18 protein-coding genes are annotated in these 21,146 nt (G+C 69.7%); 6 read left to right on the top strand and 12 right to left on the bottom strand.

Features of this window, described 5'->3' with window-relative positions; all coding sequences use genetic code 11:
- Positions 1–45: 45 nt before the first annotated feature.
- On the bottom strand, positions 46–972 hold the full coding sequence (locus tag ABIC50_RS04315) for a sugar ABC transporter substrate-binding protein (RefSeq protein WP_105830837.1): 927 nt from the start codon (positions 970–972) through the stop codon (positions 46–48).
- A 317-nt stretch (positions 973–1,289) separates the two neighbouring features.
- Between ABIC50_RS04315 and ABIC50_RS04310 the strand changes: the two genes are divergently transcribed.
- From ABIC50_RS04310 to ABIC50_RS04290, 5 genes are all read left to right on the top strand, one after another.
- Positions 1,290–3,245 carry a bifunctional 5-dehydro-2-deoxygluconokinase/5-dehydro-2-deoxyphosphogluconate aldolase gene (locus tag ABIC50_RS04310; RefSeq protein ID WP_354161854.1) on the top strand — a complete coding sequence of 652 codons (1,956 nt, stop codon included), beginning with the start codon at positions 1,290–1,292 and terminating at the stop codon, positions 3,243–3,245.
- A 46-nt stretch (positions 3,246–3,291) separates the two neighbouring features.
- Positions 3,292–5,175 carry a 3D-(3,5/4)-trihydroxycyclohexane-1,2-dione acylhydrolase (decyclizing) gene (gene iolD, locus ABIC50_RS04305; RefSeq protein WP_354161851.1) on the top strand — a complete coding sequence of 628 codons (1,884 nt, stop codon included), beginning with the start codon at positions 3,292–3,294 and terminating at the stop codon, positions 5,173–5,175.
- A 61-nt stretch (positions 5,176–5,236) separates the two neighbouring features.
- Entirely contained in the window at positions 5,237–6,166 is a 930-nt protein-coding gene (gene iolE, locus ABIC50_RS04300) for a myo-inosose-2 dehydratase (protein ID WP_175680594.1), read from the top strand.
- A gap of 44 nt (positions 6,167–6,210) precedes the next feature.
- Entirely contained in the window at positions 6,211–7,029 is an 819-nt protein-coding gene (gene iolB, locus ABIC50_RS04295; protein ID WP_354161847.1) for a 5-deoxy-glucuronate isomerase, read from the top strand.
- Positions 7,030–7,115: 86 nt separating this feature from the next.
- Positions 7,116–7,634: a heme-degrading domain-containing protein gene (locus ABIC50_RS04290; protein WP_354161844.1), complete on the top strand. Its 519-nt coding sequence runs from the start codon at positions 7,116–7,118 to the stop codon at positions 7,632–7,634.
- 22 nt (positions 7,635–7,656) lie between these two features.
- On the opposite strand, the gene ABIC50_RS04285 is transcribed toward ABIC50_RS04290, so the two are convergent.
- The 8 genes from ABIC50_RS04285 to ABIC50_RS04250 all read right to left on the bottom strand — a co-directional run bounded on the left by ABIC50_RS04285 (position 7,657) and on the right by ABIC50_RS04250 (position 14,655).
- Positions 7,657–8,403, bottom strand: a complete 747-nt coding sequence (locus ABIC50_RS04285) for a glucose 1-dehydrogenase (RefSeq protein ID WP_126227574.1) — start codon at positions 8,401–8,403, stop codon at positions 7,657–7,659.
- Between the two features lie 174 nt (positions 8,404–8,577).
- A complete protein-coding gene (locus tag ABIC50_RS04280; RefSeq protein WP_175701655.1) occupies positions 8,578–9,282 on the bottom strand; it encodes an ABC transporter ATP-binding protein in 705 nt (234 codons plus the stop codon).
- A complete protein-coding gene (locus tag ABIC50_RS04275; RefSeq protein ID WP_175700738.1) occupies positions 9,279–10,028 on the bottom strand; it encodes an ABC transporter ATP-binding protein in 750 nt (249 codons plus the stop codon). Before ABIC50_RS04275 ends, ABIC50_RS04280 begins: the two co-directional genes overlap by 4 nt.
- The gene (locus tag ABIC50_RS04270) at positions 10,025–11,251 is read right to left on the bottom strand and encodes a branched-chain amino acid ABC transporter permease (protein WP_354161841.1); all 1,227 of its coding nucleotides are present in this window, start codon (positions 11,249–11,251) and stop codon (positions 10,025–10,027) included. Before ABIC50_RS04270 ends, ABIC50_RS04275 begins: the two co-directional genes overlap by 4 nt.
- Positions 11,244–12,182, bottom strand: a complete 939-nt coding sequence (locus ABIC50_RS04265) for a branched-chain amino acid ABC transporter permease (RefSeq protein WP_354162181.1) — start codon at positions 12,180–12,182, stop codon at positions 11,244–11,246. The genes ABIC50_RS04270 and ABIC50_RS04265 overlap by 8 nt, the downstream gene beginning before the upstream one ends.
- Before the next feature lie 13 nt (positions 12,183–12,195).
- Positions 12,196–12,633 carry an acyl-CoA thioesterase gene (locus tag ABIC50_RS04260; RefSeq protein WP_175744543.1) on the bottom strand — a complete coding sequence of 146 codons (438 nt, stop codon included), beginning with the start codon at positions 12,631–12,633 and terminating at the stop codon, positions 12,196–12,198.
- A gap of 130 nt (positions 12,634–12,763) precedes the next feature.
- Positions 12,764–13,300 carry an NUDIX domain-containing protein gene (locus ABIC50_RS04255; RefSeq protein ID WP_011656614.1) on the bottom strand — a complete coding sequence of 179 codons (537 nt, stop codon included), beginning with the start codon at positions 13,298–13,300 and terminating at the stop codon, positions 12,764–12,766.
- Between the two features lie 119 nt (positions 13,301–13,419).
- The gene (locus ABIC50_RS04250; RefSeq protein WP_354161836.1) at positions 13,420–14,655 is read right to left on the bottom strand and encodes a YbfB/YjiJ family MFS transporter; all 1,236 of its coding nucleotides are present in this window, start codon (positions 14,653–14,655) and stop codon (positions 13,420–13,422) included.
- Between the two features lie 124 nt (positions 14,656–14,779).
- Between ABIC50_RS04250 and ABIC50_RS04245 the strand changes: the two genes are divergently transcribed.
- Positions 14,780–15,709, top strand: a complete 930-nt coding sequence (locus ABIC50_RS04245) for a LysR family transcriptional regulator (protein ID WP_354161833.1) — start codon at positions 14,780–14,782, stop codon at positions 15,707–15,709.
- 185 nt (positions 15,710–15,894) lie between these two features.
- Here ABIC50_RS04245 and ABIC50_RS04240 read toward each other — a convergent pair whose 3' ends face one another.
- The 3 genes from ABIC50_RS04240 to ABIC50_RS04230 all read right to left on the bottom strand — a co-directional run bounded on the left by ABIC50_RS04240 (position 15,895) and on the right by ABIC50_RS04230 (position 21,007).
- Entirely contained in the window at positions 15,895–18,852 is a 2,958-nt protein-coding gene (locus tag ABIC50_RS04240; protein WP_354161830.1) for a two-partner secretion domain-containing protein, read from the bottom strand.
- Between the two features lie 64 nt (positions 18,853–18,916).
- Positions 18,917–20,473, bottom strand: coding sequence for a ShlB/FhaC/HecB family hemolysin secretion/activation protein (locus ABIC50_RS04235; RefSeq protein ID WP_471686040.1), 1,557 nt, complete (start codon positions 20,471–20,473; stop codon positions 18,917–18,919).
- Positions 20,474–20,797: 324 nt separating this feature from the next.
- The gene (locus tag ABIC50_RS04230) at positions 20,798–21,007 is read right to left on the bottom strand and encodes a hypothetical protein (RefSeq protein ID WP_354161825.1); all 210 of its coding nucleotides are present in this window, start codon (positions 21,005–21,007) and stop codon (positions 20,798–20,800) included.
- Positions 21,008–21,146: the final 139 nt, after the last annotated feature.

Here is a 21,146-nt window from a genome sequence, read left to right as displayed (position 1 = left end):
CGAACCCGGACGCGCCGGGCCCGCGCAGTTCAGCGGAAAAACCGGTCAATGCTTCGCGTACTGGTTCATGTTCTCCGGCGTGACGAGCTCGAACGGCACGTTCACGTAGCGGTCGACCGGCTGCTTCTTCGCCAGCTTCAGCGCGGTCGCGACGGCCTGCGCGCCCTGTCCGGCCGCGTTCTGGTACACGGACACCTTCAGCTCGCCGCTCTTCATCGCCGCGAGCCCGTCCGGCGTCGCGTCGATGCCCGCGACGACCGTCTTCGGCGTCAGCTTGCGCGCGGCCTTCAGCGCGTTGATCGCGCCGATCGCCATTTCGTCGTTGTTCGACACGATCGCGTCGAACTTCGTCCCGGAGCTCAGCCAGTTCATCGTGATGTCCTGGCCCTGCGTGCGGCTCCACTTGCCTTCGCGCTTGTCGACGATCTTCATGCCGGAACAGTCCTTGGTCGCGATCACGTCCTCGATGTCCTTGGTGCGCGCACGTGCCGACTCGTTGGACAACTCGCCCATCAGCACGAGGATGTCGCCCTTGCCGCCGAGCAGCTTGCACACCTGGCGCGCCTGCAGCGTGCCCGACTGCTTCTCGTCGGACGCGACCACCGCGACGCCGGCCGGCAGCTTGTCGAAGTCGACCGGCTTGCGGTTCACGTAGACGAGCGGAATCTTCGCGGCGCTCACCATCTTCGTGATCTTCGGCGTCGCGTCGGTGTCGACCGCATTCACGATGATCGCGTCGACCTTCTGCGCGATCATGTTCTGGACCTGGCTCAACTGCTTGCCGACGTCGTTGCCGCCATCCTCGATCTGCACGGTCGCGCCGTCCTTCTTCGCCGCGTCGCCGATGCTGTTGCGCAGGATCGTCAGGAACGTGTCGTCGAACGATGCCATCGTCACGCCGATCTTCTCGGCATGCGCGAGCGGCATGGTCAGGATCGCGGCGGCCGCGGCGGCCATCAGCTTGGTCTTCATGATCACTCTGTCTCCTCATCTCCGGGGGCGGAAAGCGGCGCGTTGCGCGCCGTCGGCATCGCGTCCGATACGGACCGAAGCATCCGGATGAAACTGTAGATCACTTCCTCGAGAATTTGGAAATTTATTTCTACGTGATTTCACCTAGGGAACTGGATTTCCAAAAAGTCTAGACTCCGTTCCGTAGCCCGATTCCTTGCGGCAGGCGTTCTCGTGCCGTGCGGCATACGTGACGCGGAGCCGTCAGAACTGTCGTGGAATCGGTCCCCTCAATCCGCCGGCCAGGTCGAACGCCGGCCGCGAGCGTGATACCTGATATGAGCCCGTTGAACTTTCCGACTGACCGCCCCATCGATCTCGCTTGCCTCGGCCGCGTCGCCGTGGATCTTTACGCGCAGCAGTACGGCAGCCGCCTGGAGGACGCGCGCAGCTTCCAGATGTATCTCGGCGGCTCGTCGGGCAACGTCGCGTTCGGCGTCGCCCGGCTGGGGCTGAAGACCGCGATGATCTCGCGCGTCGGCGACGAGCAGATGGGCCGCTTCGTGCGCGAGACGCTCGAGCGCGAAGGTTGCGATACGAGCCAGCTGCAGACCGATCCGGAACGCCTGACCGCGCTCGTGCTGCTCGGGCTGAAGGACCGCGACACGTTCCCGCTGCTGTTCGTGCGCGAGAACTGCGCGGACATGGCCGTGCGCGCCGACGAGATCCGCGAGGACTTCATCGCCGGCTGCCGCGCGCTCGCGATCACCGGCACCCATCTGTCGACGCCGGCCACCCGCGAAGCGTCGCTGACCGCGCTCGGCTATGCGCGCCGCCGCGGCGTGGTGCGCGTCCTCGACATCGACTACCGGCCGGTGCTGTGGGGGCTGACCGCGCGCGGCGCGGGCGAGAACCGCTACGTGCCGGATGCGCAGGTCACGCGACAGCTGCAGCAGGTGCTCGGCGAATTCGACCTGCTGGTCGGCACCGAGGAGGAATTCCTGATCGCGGGCGGCGTGCCGCACGAGCTGATCGCGTCGCTTCAGGCCGTGCGCCGCGCGAGCGGCGCAGTGCTGGTGGTCAAGCGCGGCGCGCTCGGCTGCTGCGTGATCGAGGGCGACGTCCCCGCCCGCATCGACGATGCACCGACTTTCCACGGCGAACGCGTCGAAGTCCTGAACGTGCTCGGCGCGGGCGACGCGTTCCTGTCGGGCCTGCTGTCGGGCCTGCTGCGCGGGCGCGACTGGGCCGAAGCGACGCGCATCGCGAATGCGTGCGGCGCGATCGTCGTGTCGCGCCACGCGTGCTCGGCCGCGATGCCGACGCCGGCCGAGCTCGCTCACTGGTTCGGCGGCAGCCGCCACCCGCAGGTCGACGCCGACCGCACGCTCGCGCATCTGCATCGCGTGACGGTGCCGCGCCGCGACTGGGACGAGCTGTGCGTGATGGCGTTCGACCATCGCAGCCAGTTCTACGAACTCGCGGTGCAGGCCGGCGCGGACGAAGCACAGATCAAGACGCTCAAGCGCCTGCTCGTGCGCGCGGTCGAACAGGTCGAGCGCGATCGTCATCTCGAAGGCCACGTCGGCGTGCTGATCGACGGCGGCGCCTACGGCCGCGACGCGCTCGCGCAGGCCACCGGGCGCGGCTGGTGGGTCGGCCGCCCCGTCGAGCTGCCCGGCTCGCGGCCACTGCGTTTCGACGACACGCGCTCGGTCGGCTCGTCGCTCACGCACTGGCCGACCGAACAGGTCGTGAAGTGCCTCGTCCACTACCACCCCGACGACGACGTCGACCTGCGCGTCGAGCAGGAGCAGCGCGTACTGGAATTGTGGGAAGCCACGCGCGCAAGCGGCAACGAGCTGCTGCTCGAAATGATTCCCCCGCGCGCGGTCACGCCGGCCGGCACCGAGGACGACGCGGTGCTGCGCACGGTCGCGCGCTTCTACAACCTCGGCGTGATGCCCGAATGGTGGAAGCTCCCGCCGCTGAGCGCCGACGGCTGGGCGCGGCTCGAGACGCTCGTGGCCGAGCGCGACCACCACTGCCGCGGCGCGGTGATCCTCGGGCTGAACCAGCCGCTGCAGTATCTGGTCGACAGCTTCCGCTCGGCGACCAACCCGATCGTCAAGGGCTTCATGGTCGGCCGCACGCTGTGGGCCGATGCGTCGCTGCGCTGGCTCGCCGGCCAGAGCGACGACCAGGCGCTGATCGACGAAGTGGCCGGCAATTTCACGCAGCTGGTCGACGCGTGGCTCGGCCGCCGTGCCGCCGCGCGCGCCGCCGCGGCCTGATGCCGGCGCCTGTGACGACCACCCGACTCTTTCCTATCGACAGACGATGACCACCACCGTGAGACTGACCGTCAGCCAGGCGCTCGTGCGCTACCTGGCCGCCCTGCGCGCCGAAGTCGTCCAGCCGGACGGCCGCACCGAGATCCTGCCGTATTGCGGCGGCGTGTTCGCGATCTTCGGTCATGGCAACGTCGCCGGGCTCGGCGAGGCGCTCCACGCCGAACGGGACCGGCTGCCAACGTTCCGCGCGCACAACGAGCAAGGCATGGCGAATGCGGCCGTCGCGTTCGCGAAGACGAATTTCCGCCAGCGGATGATGGCCGCGACGTCGAGCATCGGCCCCGGCGCGACCAACATGCTGACCTCGGCCGCGCTCGCGCACGTCGGCCGGCTGCCGCTGTTGCTGCTGCCCGGCGACGTGTTCGTGTCGCGGCTGCCCGACCCGGTGCTGCAGCAGGTCGAGGATTTCGAACAGGGCGACGTCAGCGCGAACGACTGCTTCCGGCCGGTGACGCGCTACTTCGACCGGATCACGTCGCCCGAGCAGCTGCTCGTCGCGCTGCCGCGCGCGATCCAGGTGATGACCGATCCCGCGCAGTGCGGCCCCGTGTGTCTCGCGCTGCCGCAGGACGTGCAGACCTTCGCGTACGACTGGCCCGAGGACTTCTTCGCGCCGCCGGTGATCCGGATGCGCCGGCCGCCGGCCGACGCGCTCGAACTCGCGGATGCGCTCGACGTGCTGAAGGCCGCGAAGAAGCCGCTGATCGTCGCCGGCGGCGGCGTGCTGTACAGCCAGGCGTGGGACGCGCTGCGCACGTTCGCGGACACGCATGGCGTGCCGGTCGCCGAATCGCAGGCCGGCAAGGGCAGCCTCGCGTGGGACCACCCGCTGAACCTCGGGTCGATCGGCGTGACGGGCTCGCCCGCCGCGAACCGCGCGGCCGCGCAGGCCGACGTGGTGTTCGCGGTCGGCACGCGCCTGCAGGACTTCACGACCGGCTCGCACGCGCTGTTCGGCCATGCCACGCTGTTGAGCCTGAACGTGCAGCCGTTCGACGCGGGCAAGAAGCGAGGCCGGCAATTGATCGCCGATGCGCGCACCGGCCTCGGCCAGTTGTCCGCCGCGCTCGCGGGCTGGCGCGCCGATGCGGGATGGACCGCCGCGAACCGCGATCAGGCCGCCGCGTGGAACGCGCGCGTGACCGAGCTGACCACGTGCGTGCCGAACGACACGCTGCCGTACGACGCGGAAGTGATCGGCGCGGTGCGCGACTCCGCGGCCGACGCCGGGCGCGACAGCGCGCGCGACGATCTCGTCGTGTGCGCGGCCGGCACGCTGCCGGCCGAGCTGCACAAGCTGTGGCGCAGCGGCGTGCCGGGCAACTACCACATGGACTATGCGTACTCGTGCATGGGCTACGAGATCGCGGGCGGCCTCGGCGCGAAGCTCGCGCGGCCCGAGCGCGAAGTGATCGTGATCGTCGGCGACGGCTCGTACATGATGCTCAATGCGGAACTCGCGACCTCCGTGATGCTCGGTCGCAAGCTCATCGTCGTGATCCTCGACAACCGCGGCTACGGCTGCATCGAGCGGCTGCAACTGAATTGCGGCGGCGCGAGCTTCAACAACATGCTCGACGACTGCGTGCCGGAAGGCGGCGAGCGCTCGACGATCGACTTCGCGATGCATGCGCGCGCGATGGGCGCCGAAGCCGTGCACGTGCGCGACGTCGGCGAGCTGCGCCGCGAGATGAAGCGTGCGCGCGCGGCCACGACGAGCCAGGTGCTCGTGATCGACACGACGCACGAGCGCACGACCGCGGACGGCGGCGCGTGGTGGGAAGTCGCGGTGCCGCAGGTGTCCGCCCGCGCCGGCGTCGAACGCGCGCACCACGCGTATCTCGACGAGAAAACCCGGCAGCGGCGCTGAACCGTTTTCCCTTTCCCTGGGCCGCCCCGCGAAAACAACAACCGAACCAAGGAAGCACGTCATGAGCTGGAACGTTCGCATCGGTATCAATCCCCTGTCATGGATGAACGACGACTTGCCGTCGCTCGGCGGCGAGACGCCGCTCGAGACGGCGCTGAAGGAAGGCGCCGAGATCGGCTATGCGGGCTTCGAGCTCGGCAACAAGTTTCCGAAGACGGGCCCCGAGCTGAAGGCCAAGCTCGCCGAGTTCGGGCTCGTATGCGTGTCGGGCTGGTATTCGGGCTTCCTCGCGGAAGTCGAGCCGGGCATGAGCGATGCCGACGCGGTCGCCGCCGAGATCGAGCGCTGCCGCGCGCACATGACGAAGCTGCAGATCAACGACGTGAAGGTCGTGGTGTACGGCGAATGCGCGGGGACGATCCAGGGCAGCATCGACACGCCGGTCGCGAAGCGGCCGCGCTTCGTCGACGATGAAAGCTGGCGGCGCTACGCGGCGCGCCTCGACGCATTCGGCGCGCACCTGCTCGAGACCTACGGGATCAAGCTCGCCTACCATCACCACATGGGCGCCTACGTCGAATCGCCGGCCGACGTCGACCGCCTGATGGCGCTGACCGATCCCGCGAAGGTGTTCCTGCTGTTCGACACGGGTCACGCATATTTCGGCGGCGCGGCCGATCCGGTCGCACTGCTGAGGAAGCACGTGTCGCGCGTCGTGCACGTGCACTGCAAGGACGTGCGACCGCAGGTCGTCACGCAGGCGCGCAACGGCGGCTGGAGCTTTCTGAACGGCGTGATCAACGGCACTTTCACGGTGCCGGGCGACGGCGCGCTCGACTACGAAGCGACGCTGCGCACGCTGAAGGATGCCGGCTACGAAGGTTGGCTCGTCGTCGAGGCCGAGCAGGACCCGGCCGTCGCGCCAAGCTATCAGTATGCGAAGAAGGGCTACGAGTCGCTGCGCGCGATCGTCGACCGGTTGAGCGCGTGAGCGCTGTCATCCCCGCTATTCTCCCCATTGTGGAGCCCCGTTCTATGACGATTTCTCCCCTGCTGGTCAAGGCATCCGCCGGCCGCGAAATCTGCAACGTGACGCCCGAGTCGGCCGGCTGGAAACACGTCGGCTTTCGCGCGCTGCGCCTGAAGGCCGGCGACACCGAAACGCTCGACACGGGCGCGCGCGAACTGTGCGTCGTCGTGCTCACGGGCACGCTGCGCGCACAAGTCGACGGCGAAACCTACGATGCGCTCGGCAAGCGCGACAGCGTGTTCGAGGAGGTGTCGCCGGACGCGCTGTACGTGCCGGGCGGCAAGACCGTCACGCTGGTCGCGACGCGCGACGCGGAGGTTGCGCTGTGCACCGCGCCCTACGCGAGCGGCGACAAGCGCGTGCAGCGCCTCGACGGCGAACGGATGCGCCGCACGGTGCGCGGGCAAGGCACCAACACGCGCTACGTGTGCGACATCCTGATGGGCGACAACCCGGCTGCCGACCGTTTGCTGGTGGTCGAAGTGATCACGCCCGCGAGCCATTCGAGCAGTTACCCGCCGCACAAGCACGATCGCGACGCGGCGCCCGACGAAACGTCGCTCGAGGAAACCTATTACCACCGGATCGATCCGCCGCAGGGTTTCGCGTTCCAGCGCGTGTACACGGACGATCGCAGCCTCGACGAAGCGTGCGCGGTCGAGAACCACGACGTGGTGATGGTGCCGCGCGGCTATCACCCGGTGGTCGCGCCGCACGGCTACAACCTGTACTACCTGAACGTGATGGCCGGGCCGAGCCGCGCATGGGCGTTCAGGAACGATCCCGCGCACGAGTGGATGCTCGACGCGGCGCCCAAGCGCTGACACGTTGATGTGCTGAACGATCGACGGCCGGCGCACGACGCGGCGCGCGTGCGCACGGGCCGGACTTGCGACGACACGGAGCTGCCATGGCCATCCCCTTCCCGCGCTTCGCACCCGCGCCTTGCGGCGACACCGCGGCGGCGCCGATGCTGCCGCACTTCGATGCCGACGTCGCGCGCCGGCTCGGCGACATCGCAATCAATCTCGCATCGCGGCGCGGGCTGCCGATCGCGGTCGGCATCGTCGGTGAAGCCGCACCGCTGTTCTATTGCGCGCTCGACGGCAGCCGCGCCGACGACAGCGACGCGATCCGCCGCCGGCAGAACACGGTATTGCGGTTCGGCGTCAGCTCGCTCGAGGTCGGCGCGCGCTTTCGCCGTGCCGGCTGGTCGTTGGCTTCGCAGGGGTTGTCGGACGCCGACTATGCGCTCGACGGCGGCGGCGTGCCGTTGCGGGTTGCCGGCGGCGCAATCGGTGGTGCAATCGGTGGCGCACTCGTCGGCGCGATGACGATCGCAGGGCTCGACGACGAACACGATCACGCGCTCGTCGTCGAGAGCCTGCGCTGGCATGTCGGCGCGAACGCGCTCGCGATGATCGCGTAGCGGCGCGCGCCGACCTCGCGGGTCAGTGCAGCCCGCCGCTCGCGACGAGGCGCTCGCCGGTCAGCCAGCGCGCATCGTCCGACGCGAGGAAAACGGCGACCGACGCGATGTCGCCCGGTTCGCCGAGGCGGCCGAGCGGCGTGTCGTTGCGCACCTGCGTTTCGAGATCCGAACCGATGATGCCCGCGCTGTGCGTGCCTTCGGTCACGATCATCCCCGGGTTGATCGCGTTCACGCGAATCTTGCGCGGGCCGAGCTCGAGCGCGAGCACGCCGGTGATCGCGTCGACGGCGCCCTTGGTGCCGCTGTACACGGCGCTCGCGGGCGGCGTGATGCTCGTCACGACCGAGCTGATGTTGATGATGCTCGCGCCTTCGCCGAGATGCTTGACGGCGGCCTGCGTCGTCAGCAGCACGCCGAACACGTTCGTATCGAACTGCCGGCGATAGTGCTCTTCGGTGATCGTCTCGATCGGCGAGAATTCGTAGACGCCGGAATTGTTGACCAGCACGTCGAGACGGCCATAGTTCTCGATCGCGGCATCGACGATGCGCTGCGCGTCCGCTGCCTTCGACACGTCGCCGCCTACCGCGACCGCGCGGCCGCCCGCTTCGACGATCGCGCTCACGACGGCGTCGGCGCCGGCCTTGCTGCTCGCGTAGTTGACGACGACCGACGCACCTTCGGCGGCCAGCGCCTTCGCGATCGCGGCGCCGATGCCCTTGGACCCGCCCGTGACGATCGCAACCTTGTTTGTCAGCTTGCTCATGATTTCATTCCTCAGTCGGAAGACTTTCGATGGATGGGCGCCGGTTGCCGCGCGAATGCGGCGCACCGGCATGACTGGCAATGTAAGGTGCTGCGCCGCAGCGATAAAGCGGCTCGACACGAATTGACTGGCGGGGTTTGCCGAACAATCGGCGCGCTTGCATTCAGCCAGCGCTCAGCCTGCGCTCAGCCACGCACTGACGACGTCCCCACCGAGCCCGTCGAGCGCGCCGTCATAGACGATCCGTCCGCGCCCCATCACCGCGACGCGCTGCGCGAGCCGCGGCGCGAGCTGCAGCCGCTGCTCGATCAGCAGGATCGCGACGCCGTCGGCCTGCAGCGCGGCGAGGCACGCACCGACCTCGTCGACCGCGAGCGGCGCGAGCCCTTCGGCCGGCTCGTCGACGATCAGCACGCGCGGGCGGCCGGCAAGCGCACGCACCAGTGCGAGCACCTGCTGCTCGCCGCCTGACAGCCGCCCGGCCTTCACGTCGATCCGCGCGGCCAGCAGCGGAAAGCGCGCGAGCAGCCGGTCGAGCGCCGCGCGTTCGGCCGCGCCGCGCACACCGCGCAGCCCGAGCCGCAGGTTCTCGCGCACGCTCAGCAGCGGAAACACGTCGCGGCTTTCGGCGACGTAAGCCACGCCGCGCCGCGCGATCTCGAACGTGCGGGCGCCCGCGCATTCGGCGCCGCCGACGCGCACCGAGCCCGCGGTGCGCACGAGCCCCATCACGGCCTTCGCGAGCGTCGAGCGGCCCGAGCCGTTGCGCCCGAGCAGCGCGAGCCTCTCGCCCGGCGCGAGCGCGAGATCGACGCCGTCGAGCACGGGCTGCATCCCGTACCACGCGCGCAGGCCGCGAATGTCGAGCAGCGCGCTCATGCGGCGGCGCCGAGATAGGCGGCGCGCACGGCCGGGTCCGCGCGGATCGCGTCGGGCGCACCGGTCGCGACCACCGCGCCGCGCACCAGCACCGTCACGCGCTCGGCGAAGCCGAACACCGCATCCATGTCGTGCTCGATCATCAGCACCGTGCGGCCCTGCGTCGTCGCGCGGATCAGCGCGATCATCCGCGCGGCCTGGTCGCGGTTCATGCCGGCCGTCGGTTCGTCGAGCAGCAGCGTGCGCGCGCCGCTCGCGAGCGCGATGCCGAGATCGAGCGCGCGCTGTTCCGCGTAGCCGAGTTCGCCGGCCGGCGCGTCGCGTCGCGCATCGAGGCCGATGTCGTGCAGCACCTGCGCGGCCGCGCGATCGACCGACGCCGATTCGCGCAGCCGGTTCCACCAGCGCCGCCGCTCGTCCGGCGCATGCAGCGCCGCGCAGCGCAGATTGTCGAACACGGAGAGCCGCGCGAACGCACTCGTCTGCTGGAAACTGCGGCCGATGCCGAGCCGGCTCGCGACGACCGGCCCGCGCCCGCGCAGCTCGACGCCGTGCAGCACGACGCGCCCGCGCGTGGGCCGCGTCGCGCCGGCAATCACGCCGAACAGCGTCGACTTGCCCGCGCCGTTCGGCCCGATCAGCGCGTGACGCTCGCCGGCGCAGACGCTCAGCTCGATTCCGTCGAGCACCGTCTGCGCGCCGAAGCGCTGCACGATGCCGTGCAGCGCGATCGCGTTGCCGTTCATCGCCCGTCCTCCCGCTTGCCGTGCCCGTGGTGCATCAACCGGGCGCGCCAGCCCCACAGCAGCGTGCCGATGCCGGCCGCCGAGCACGCGACGACCCAGCTGGCCGGCGCATCGGCATCGATGCCCCACGCGCCGAACGCGCTGCCGGCGCCGTCGTCCTGCGCGAAGCGCCATGCGTAGCCGAGCTCGGCCGCGCAGACGATCGCGACGCCCCAGAACACGCACGCGCCGACGCCGCACAGCACGCGCCAGCGCTCGGCGGCCGGCGCGTCGCGGCGCAACGCATGCGCGAGCGTCTGTGCGACGCCCGCGATCCCGCCGGGCGCCGCGACGACGACCACGACGAACAGCACGCCGAGATACAGCGCCCATGCACGCGACACGCCCGCGACGACCACGCTCAGCGCGGTCAGCACCACGGCACCGGCCGCCGGCCCGAAGAACGTGCCCGTGCCGCCGATCACCGCGGCGATCAGCACGGTCGCCGAGCGCGCCATCGACAGGCTGTCGGGCGTCGCGATCTCGACGTCGATCAGCGTCAGCGTGCCGGCGATACCCGCGAAGAACGACGCGCAGGTGACCATCGCGAGCCGCACGCGGCGCGGCTCGGTGCCGAGCGCCGCCACGCGCGCGGGGTTGTCGCGCACCGCGTTCGCGAGCCGCGCGAGCGGCGTGCGGGTCAGCGCATGCATCGCCAGCGCCGACACGATGCACCACGCGGCGATCACCGCGTAGGCCTGCGCCGGCGCGCCGAACTGCCAGCCGCCCCAGGGCGTGCCGCTCGCGCGGTCGATCGGCACGCCGCCGAGACCGCCGAACCACGCCGGCATGCTCCACGCGGCGGCCGCGACGCATTCGGCGAGACCGAGCGTGATCATCGCGAACACGGTGCCCGCGCGGCGTGTCGCGAGCAGCCCGACGATGAACCCGAAGCCGGCGCCCGCCACGCCGCCGACGAGCGGCAGCAGCGGCAGCGGGCCGCCGACATGATTGAACCAGTGCGCGGCGGCGAACGCGCCGAGGCCCGCGAACGCGGCGTGACCGAACGACAGCAGCCCGGTCGTGCCGAGCTGCAGGTTGTACGACAGCGCGAGCACGACGAGCGCGGCCGTCTGCGCGAGATAGCCGAGCACCGCGCCATGCGGCCACAGCCACGCGGGCAGCGCGACGCACGCGGCGAACAGCACCCAGCGCAGCGCGCCGGCCCGCCTGCGGCTATCCATCGACACGCTCGCCGAACAAGCCGCGCGGACGGGCGACCAGCACCGCGACGAGCAGCAGGTACGGCACCAGCGGTGCGAGTTGCGCGATCGACACGGCCGCGACGCTGTCGGGCAGCGCGACGCCCGCCCAGTGCGCGAGGTCGCGCAGCGACGTGTCGCTGGACGCCGCGAAGGTCTGCGAGAAACCGACCGCGAGCGACGCGACGAACGCGCCGCCGAGCGAACCGAGCCCGCCGATCACGACCACCGCGAACACCACCGACCCGACCGTCTCGGCCAGCGCCGGTTCGATCACCGCGAGCGGCGCGCCGATCACGCCGGCCAGCGCCGCGAGCGCGGTGCCCGCGCCGAACAGGCCCGTCATCACGCGCGGCACGTCGTAGCCGAGCGCCTCGACGGCCGCGCGGTGCGTGAGCGCGGCGCGCACGACGAGCCCGATGCGCGACGCGCGCAGCAGCACGCCGAGCGCGACCAGCATCGCCGTGGACATCGCCATCATGAAGAGCCGGTAGCGCGGCAGCGCGAGGCCGAACGCGGTCACGGGCGCGCCGTCGAACAACGGCGGCACCGGGGCCGGCAGCGGCGTGAGGCCCCACAGGAGTTTCGCGCCCTCGCCGATCAGGTACGCGAGGCCGAAGGTCAGCAGCAGTTCGCTCGTGTGGCCGCCGCGCGCCTGCACGCGGCGCAGCAGCCAGCGCTCGCGGCCGGCGCCCAGCAGGCCGACCGCGAGCGGCGCGAGCACGAGCGCGGGCCAAAAACCCGCACCGGCCGCGATGCTGTAGCCGACGTACGCGCCGAGCATGTAGAAGCTCGCATGCGCGAAGTTGAGCACGCCCTGCACGCTGAAGATCAGCGTCAGGCCGGCCGACAGCATGAACAGCAGCAACCCGTAGCTGAGGCCGTTGAACGCCTGGAGCGCGAACGCGTGCAGCACCGCGCGCCTGTCAGCCGGCGAGCGGTTCGAGCGCCGCGCGCAGCGCATCCGGCAGCGGCACCGGGCGGCGCGTGCCGCGATCGACGTACACGTGCACGAAATGCCCCTGCGCCGCCGGCGAGGACTCCCCTGCCGCGAACAGCCCGATCTCGTAGCGCACGCTCGACGTGCCGAGCTTCGCGACGCGCAGCCCCGCGTCGACCGACTGCGGAAACACGAGCGACGCGAAGTAGTTGCATTGCGTCTCGACCACGAGCCCGATCGTCTGCCCGTGCTCGACGTCGAGCACGCCCGCGCGAATCAGGTATTCGTTCACGACGGTGTCGAAGTAGCTGTAGTAGACGACGTTGTTCACGTGCCCGTAGACGTCGTTGTCCATCCAGCGGGTCGTGATCGGCAGGAAGTGGCGATAGGCGTCGCGCGGACGCGGCTGCGGCTTGTCGGACATGGCGATGGCGGTCAGGACGAGTGGGACGCCGCGCGGCGGCCGCGCGGGACGGCACGCCGGGAAACGGCGAGATGCCGCGACGCGAGCGTGCGCGGCGCGACGGATGGAATACCGGGAGCGGCGCGGGCCGTCACTGCCCCGCTCGATCGACGAATTCGAAATCGAGGCCGCGCGCGCGCATCCAGTCGGCCAGCGCGTAGCCGGTGCCGGCCCGCCAAGGGCGCAGCAGCGGCGGATCGACGAGCCGGTATTCGAGCAGCTCCGGCGACAGCGCGACGGTGCCCGATGCGCGCACGTGGTACGCGATGATCAGCTCGTTCTTGCGGATGAATTCATAGACGCCGACGAGCGTGACCTGCTCGGCCTTCAGCGCGGTTTCCTCGAACACCTCGCGCGCGATGCCGTCCTCGGGCGTCTCGCCGTTCTCGAGGAAGCCGGTGATCAGCGCGAACATCCCTTCCGGCCACGCAGCGTTGCGCGCGAGCAGGATCTTGCCGTCAAGTTCGACGATCGCGGCCACCACCGGCAGCGGGTTGTTCCAGTGCACGTAGCCGCACGCGTCGTCCGGGCAGGCCCGGCGGACGCGGCCGCCCTCGTGTTCGGGATCGGCGCGCTCGGTGAGCGGGCTCGCGCAGCGCGGGCAAAAACGGTAGTCGGCGGTGGTCATCGATGGGGATCTGGCGGACGCCGGCGGCGGCCCGCAGGCCGCCTCACGCCCGCTCGGCGCGGGAAAGGCTTCATTCTAGCGAGTTTGCCCGCGCCGCAGACGATCCGGCCCCGATCGCGTCAAGGTCGCGCGCGCCCGTGCGCGGCGGTCGCCGCGAAGCCGGCGGCCCCGACGAGCAACGCACCCGCCGCGACCCACAGCGCCGGCGAGAACGACCCGAAACGCGCGGTCAGCGGCGCGGCGACGAGCGGACCGAGAATCTGCCCGACCCCGTACGACGCGGTCGCATAGCCCATCAGCCCGGCCGCGCGCTCGCCGTGCAGCCGCCGCGCCTCGCGCATCGCGAACAGCGTGATCGCGGTGAACGGCAGGCCGAGCAGCGCGCTGCCGACCGAGAAGCCGGCCGCGTTCGGCCACACGATGCCCGCCGCGATCCCGAGCGCCTGCGTCGCGCAGCCGGCGGCGAGCAGCAGCCGATTGTCCCAGTGGCCGGGCAGCCGCGCGGCGGCGATCGCGCCGACGATCAGCGCCGCGCCGAACATCGGCCAGAACAGGTCCGGCCACGGCGAGCCGGCCGGCAGCGCGGCGCGCGCGATCACCGGCAGGAACGTCGCGGTGATGATGTAGCCGAAGCCCGGCATCCCGTACAGCACGACGAGCCACGCGGCGTCGGCGCGATGGCGCCGGGCGTCGTGCGGTGCGGCGGCCGTCGCCGCAGGCCGGCCGGGCGCGGCCTGCGGCGCAACTGCCGGCGCGGTGCTGAACACGCGCCAGATCGCGACCGACAGCACCGCGGACAGCGCCGCGAAGCCGAGCCAGCCCGGCGCCGCGCGATGGCCGGCGAGCGCGCCGCCGATCAGCCCCGTCAGCACGATGCCGACACCGGGCCCCGCGTAGATCACCCCACTCCACTCGGGCGCGTGGAGCTCGGTGAGCCGCCGCAGCCCCCATTGCGACACAAACACGAACGTCCACGCGCTGACGACACCCGCGACGAAGCGCACCACGAGCCATGCCGAAAGCAGATGGCCGACACCCATCGCGGCGGTCAGCAGCACGGTGGCGGCGAGCCCGAAGCGCACCATCCGCGCGGGCGCGACCCGCACCGCCGCGCAGCTGACCGCGCCGACGAAATAGCCCGCGTAGTTCGCCGACGCGAGCCAGCTGCCGGCCTTCAGGCCGATCGACCCGTCGGCGAGCATCAACGGCAGCAGCGGCGTGAACGCGAAGCGGCCGACGCCGAGCGCGACCGCGAGCCCGATCATGCAGGCGAGCGCGGCCGCGCGGGCGCGGCGGTCGGCGTCATCGGACAGGTGGGTGCCGGCGGCGGCACTCGGCGCATCGGAACGGGACATGGCGGCATGGGCCGCACGCGGTGCGCGCCGGCCGGAACGGAAATCGGAACGCTTGTATCGTAGCTTGACCAAACGTTCTCTAAAAATGAATAATTAAGAATCCACATATCTCCCGGAGAGAATCATGGACCTGGCGGCACTGGCGATTTTCCGGGCCGTCGTGCGCGAGAACGGCGTGACGCGCGCGGCGGCGAAGCTCAATCGCGTGCAGTCGAACGTGACGACGCGCATCAAGCAGCTCGAGGAAGAACTCGGCGCGGCGCTGTTCGTGCGCGACGGCCGCCGGCTGGTGCTCACGCCGGCTGGCGAGACGCTGCTGCCGTATGCGGAACGCTTGCTCGCGCTCGCCGACGAGGCGCGCCACGCGGTGCGCGAGGACCGGCCGCGCGGCCGGCTGCGGCTCGGCGCGATGGAAAGCACGGCCGCGAGCCGACTGCCCGCCGTGCTCGCCCGCTACCACCAGGCCTGGCCGGAGGTCACGCTCGAACTTGTGACCGGCACGACCGGCTGGCTGATCGACAAGGTCCGCGCGTTCGAGATCGACGCCGCACTGGTCGCCCGGCCGCCCGCGCCGGACGCGTTGCCGGACATGTTCGACACGGTGCAGGTGTTCCGCGAGGAACTCCTGCTGCTCACGCCGCGCGGCCATCCGCCGGTCCGCTCGCCGCGTGACGTGATGCTGCCGACGCTGATAGCGTTCGAACGCGGCTGTACGTACCGCAGCCATGCCGAACAATGGTATGCGGCGCATGGCGTCAAGCCGGCGCGGGTGCTGGAACTCGGCTCGTACCATGCGATCGTCGCCTGCGTCGCCGCGGGCGCGGGCGTCGCGGTGGCGCCGCGCTCGGTGCTCGACCGGCAGCCGGAGGTCGAGAACCTGGCGTTGCATGCCGTTCCGGCTTTCGACGCAATCGACACCTTGTTGATCTGGCGGCACGGCCACGCGTCCGCCGCGCTCGGTGCGTTGCGGGACGTGCTGCAGGCGTCGGCTCGCGAAGCGATCCCGGGCGCCCCGGCCAGTCCGCCGGGTCGCGGCGTAGCGCTGCCCGTCTGACGTCCGCGGCACGGACAAACGGAAATGGCCCGGCCGGCAAGTGCATGCCGATCGGGCCATTTCATGTAACCGGGTTTCAGAGATCCGTCGTCGGGAACGACGGATGTGGCGCACCGTCACCCTTCGCCCATGCGAAGCGCGACGGTGCGCGGTTCATCACTTCATGACTTCAGCAGACCGGACGATCAGCGATACGCGATCCCGACCAGCTTCACGCCGGCCGCATCGCCGGTTGCACTGTTTCCCTTCAGGACGCCGGAATTACCGCCGGCAAGCGCGCCGAACGTCTGAAGGTAGCCCGGCGTGATGACGATCTTGCTCGACGTGGTGGAATCCAGCACCCAGCCCCCGTTCAAGCCGACCAGCCCGCCCAGCTTCGCGTACATGCCGCCGCTCACCGTGCTCGACGACGACGAGCCGCTGACGGTGCCGGAGTAGTTCGTGCCGACCAGCCCGCCGATGTAGCTGCGATCGCCGCCCTTCACCGAACCGCTGGCCGACGAGGATTCGACCGTGCCGTCCTGGAGGAAGCCCACCAGCCCGCCGACCGAGCTGTCGGACCCGGCGAAGACGTCGCCCGTCGCGCTCGAGCCCGATACGCGGCTGTTGCGACCGTAGCTGAAACCGACCAGGCCGCCGGCGTTGCCTGCCCCCACCACCGTCACGGTACCGCTCGCGCGGGATCCGTTGACCGTCCCGCCATTGGCGCCGATCAGCCCGCCGGCCGAGCTGCCGTTGCCGGCCGTGACCTTGCCGGACGCCTTCGACGCCAGCACGTCACCGTCGTTGCTGCCGACCAGGCCGCCCACGCGGCTGTTGGCGCCGGCCGTCACCGCACCGCTCGCCGACGACGCGTCGACGAGCGCCTTGTTGACGCCGACCAGGCCGCCCGCCTGCGCGTTGCCGGCCGCCTTGACCTCGCTGGACGAGTTCGATGCACGGATCGTGCCGCGGGTCTTGCCGTTGACGTCGTTGATACCGACGAGGCCGCCGACCACGGCGCCTTCGCCGTCCACCTGGACGGAACCGGTGCTCGACGACCCGGCGATCAGGCCGGTGTTGCGCCCGACCAGGCCACCCGCGCCGACGAAGCGGCCCGGCGTCATGCCCTTGACCACGACCTGGACGTCGGCCGCGCTATTGGTGATCGTCGCCTCGCCCACATCCGGCGGCAACACCGTCAGGTTTTCGCCCACCAGGCCGCCAATCTTGGTCGTGCTGCGGTCGCCCTCGACGCGCCCCGACACCGACGCGCGATCGATCTGGCCGCTCAGGTTCCAGCCGACCAGGCCGCCGAGAATCGTTGTGCCGCTGCCCGTGCCCGTGACCAGCACGTCACGCGCGGCGACGTTCGAGAGGGTGCCGAGGTTGATACCGACCAGCGAGCCCACGAAAAGCGGCTGGCCATACGCATACGACGACACGCCGTTGACGGTGATCCCCTGCAGCTTCAGGTTGGCAATGCGCCCCCAGTTGGTCCCGAACAAGCCTACGCTGTCCGCATCGGCGTCGTTGTAGATGGTCAAGCCGCTGACCGTGTTGCCGAAGCCGTCGAATACGCCGCCGAACCCGTTCGAGCCGCCGATGCTGCGGAAGCGGCCGCTGCCCTTGATCGCATTGCCCAGCACGTAACGGCCGGACAGGTTCGCGTCCACGTTGCGCAGCCCGGCCAGGTCGTGGATCACCGTATAGTCCTCGCCGTTCGCGCGGAACGACGCGTTCTGGCCCGACAGCGTGACCACCGCATTGGCGTTGGTCAGCGTGTGACCGCTGCCCGAGTTCAGTTCCAGGTGCGCGTTGCGGCCCGTCAGCGTCACCTTGTCATGCACGCGGATCTGCTTCGCCGCGTTCACGGTCAGCCCCGCGTTCTCGCCGCTCGCGTCGAGCGACTTCTTCAGATCCACGTCGCCATGCTGCGACGTCAGCGTCAGCGTGTTGTCGCTCGCCCAGTTCACCGAGCCATCTGCCGTCAGGTTGCCCTTCGTATTGGCCAGCTCGACATTCGTCGTGCCCAACGCGCGCGACAGCGTAGCCGCGTCGAGCGCGTCACTGCCCGACTTGCTGGAATTGCCGTTCAGTCCCACGCCGGCGTTCGCGGCTTCGATCTTCCATGCGCCCGTGCGACCGCCCGGCGCGCGCGTGTCGACCTGCACGTCGTTCGCCACCTCGACACGCTCGCCGCGCGTCGTCACCACCCCACCCGATGCGTTCGCTTCCTGCCCGCTCGCATCCAGCTTGCCGGCCACCTTCACCAGTTCGCCTTCCAGCGTGATCTTCCCGCTGCGCGAATTCAGTCCCTTCGCCTCGATCGTCCCCGTGTTGTTCACCACCGCGCCCAGCAGGTAACCTGCCGCGCGCGCCGTCATCAGCACCTCGCCGCCGTCCGCTTTCAGCAGGCCGCCGTTGTTCACCTGCGCGTCCACCGCGCCATCGTCAACCTGCAGGTTCAGCAGCCCGTTGCCGTCGAAATTCACGGTCATCGTATTGCCCGCGGCCAGCGCCACGCGCCCCAGCTTCGCCTGGATCGTCCCGCTGTTCGACACCTGCGCGCCCAGCAGCGCCACGCTCCCGCCTTCCGCGGCCGTGATTGTCCCTTCGTTCACCACCGCGTTCTTCGACGTGCCCGTGAACCGGTACTTCCCGTCCATGAAATCCGCGTCCGAGATGTTGCGCGTCGTCGCCACCAGCCCGCCCACGTTCACCTGCGCGCCCTTGCCGAACACCACCCCGTTCGGGTTCACCAGAAATACCTTGCCGTTCGCATCCAGCTGACCCTGGATCTGGCTGCCGTTCGTCCCGATCACCCGATTCAGCGCGATCGACTTGTCCGTCGGCTGATGGAACGACACGCGCTCCCCGCCTGCAATGCTGAAGTCCTGCCAGTTCGTGATCAGCTTGTCCGTGTGCTGGTTCACCGACATCGCCTTGCCGTCCGGCGACGTCGCGATGTCGCCCTTGCCGCCCACGATCGCCGCACCCGTCGGCAGCGCGTGCGCGCCCGTCGCCACCAGCCCCAGCAGCGATGCCGCCACCGCGATCGCGCGCTTGCCGCCCGAGCGCTTGCCGCGACGGCGGGCCGTTTCCCCTGCCACGGTCCAGCCGCCCTGCACGTCGTTCCATACCAGCGAATACGCGTTGTTCATTTTGGAATCCTCATTTGTTTTATCACTATGTCCCCGTTGCCGGGGGTGGTGCTACAGAATTCGCTCAGAAATACTGAGCGGCCTGAACCCAGACGCTCGGCGCACGCGTCGGCGAAGCGAACGGTGAACCGAGTGCCCATGCCGCGGCCAGCGTGACCTGACGAGTCGCGCCGTACCAGCCTGCGCCTACGCCGGCCGCGTGCAGATGTTGCGTATTGCGCTCGCGCGTCCAGGGCTGCTTGTTGAGCTGCACCCGGCCCGTGTCGATGAACGTGCTGAGCTGCAGCCCCGGCGCGGCGCGATAGCGCAGCTCCGCGCTCGCCTGCCAGCCCTGGTCGCCGCTGCCGGCGCTGAACCCGTATGCACGCACGCCGTACGGGCCGCCCAGGCTGAATTTCTCGGACGAATCGAGGTTGCGCGACGCGAGCTGGGCGTTGAACTGTGCATAGAACTGGAAGCGCCGACCGAGCGACTGCACGCGCAGCGCGCTGACGTTCAGCTTCGAGAACGAGCCGATCGTCTTCGCGAGGGCATTCATGCCGATCGCATCGTTGCTGCGCAGCCGGCCGGCGCCGAACGTCACCGACAGGCCGTTGCGGCCGCCGCCGAACCAGCGGTCCTCACTGCTGCCGCTCAGGTTGAAGCTCCACAGGCCGACGTTCTTGTCCGCCTGGAGATCGAAGATGCCGTAGGTGTCGTGCAGATTCTTGTTTTCGTACTGGATCTGCGCGGTGAGGTCCAGATGCCGGCCGCGCACGAGCGGCTGCGCGACGAACACGCTCTGCACGCTCGCGCGGCCGTGGTATTCGAGATCCGAGAACTCGCCGGCAAGCCGGTAGTGCATTTCCGAATACGCGACGCCGAGCCGCGTCGACAGCGGGCCCACCGGAACCTGGTAGCCGGTACGGTAGTAGCGCTGCCACTCGTTGCTGACGAGGCCGCGCAGGCTCAACTGATCGCCGAGCCGCAACGGCGAATTGACGTTGACGCTGCCGCCGAGCCGATACCGGCCGGTGGAGGCATCGCCGTAGTTGTCGAACTCGAGCGAGCCGGTTGCGAACGGCCCCTTGTCGACATCGACGACGAGATCGGTCGTGCCCGCCGCGTCGCCGGGGCGCAGCGTGCCGCGTGCCGAGACGCCGGCGAGATCGTCCAGCAGCACGAGGCTGCGCTCGAGCTCGCCGCCACGCACGACGCCGTCCGGGCGGATGCCGGCCAGCGGCTGCCGCACCGCGATATCGAGCACGCGCGAGCGGTTGTTCAGCTCGATCTTGCCGTAGCGGCCTTCGACCACGTCGATGCGCACGACGCCGTCGTCGATTTCCTGGTGCGGCAGATAGGCACGCGCGAGCACATAGCCGCGCTCGCGGTAGTAGGTCGTGATTCGGGCGGCCGCCTGCTGCAGCTCGGCGAAGCTCAGGTCGCGCCCGGCAAGATCAGCGACGAGCGGCAGCAGCGTGCCGCTGTCGAACACGCGGTTGCCGTCGAGCGTGAACGCCCGCACCTGCACGCGTGGGCCGGTATCGGGGAGAGGCGCCTGCGCGTCATCGGACTTCGGGATGTCGAGGGCGGGTGCGGCGGTGGAAGGAAGGGTCGGGCGCGGCGTTTCGATATCGCGCATTGCCTGCCCGGCGTTCGGCACTTGTGCGCGCGCGTGCGCGGCGAACAGCACGGCGCCGACACTCACCGCCAGCGCGACGCCGAACGGTGCGCGGCGCCGCAGCGGCGCGGCGCCGTGGGTGCCGTGGGTGCCGTGGGCGCCATGACAAGGACACCGATCGGCACATGATCGGCAACGGTTCCAGCACCGGACATGAGCCAGATTCCTAACGACACACATGAAACGCACCACTCGAGATTGACAGGACGATCGGGGCCCGATTCGTCAGCGGCGAATGTTACCTAACGCAATCCTTTCCATCTGTAGTACGCGTATCAAAATTAGTTAATTTTCTTCTATTAATAAGTCTCGTTCGAATTTCATTCCCATTCGAATGAAATTCTGCCACGACAAAACAATCGCGATTGCCGACTCAACGGCAAACCCTGCCACCACCGGCTCTCCCGCGCCTGCCGATGGATGGCCGATGGCATTCGGCGCACCGGAAAAATGCGCGGAAATCCAATTCGTCGAGTCGAAATAAAAATCGGTCAAGACAATATTGACCGAAACGACATGCACGCAAATGGAATCAGGGTGTTTCGAGGTATTTCGTCACGCATTCCGCGAATTGAGCGCGGCGACGGCAGCGAATCGCGAAATGGAGGGAGGGGGATGTGTGATGTGGCGGCTC

Source organism: Burkholderia sp. 567 (genome assembly GCF_040545115.1).
Lineage (GTDB): Bacteria > Pseudomonadota > Gammaproteobacteria > Burkholderiales > Burkholderiaceae > Burkholderia > Burkholderia ambifaria.
Note: the sequence above shows the minus strand (reverse complement) of the source record. Positions and strands in the feature narration are given on the sequence as shown.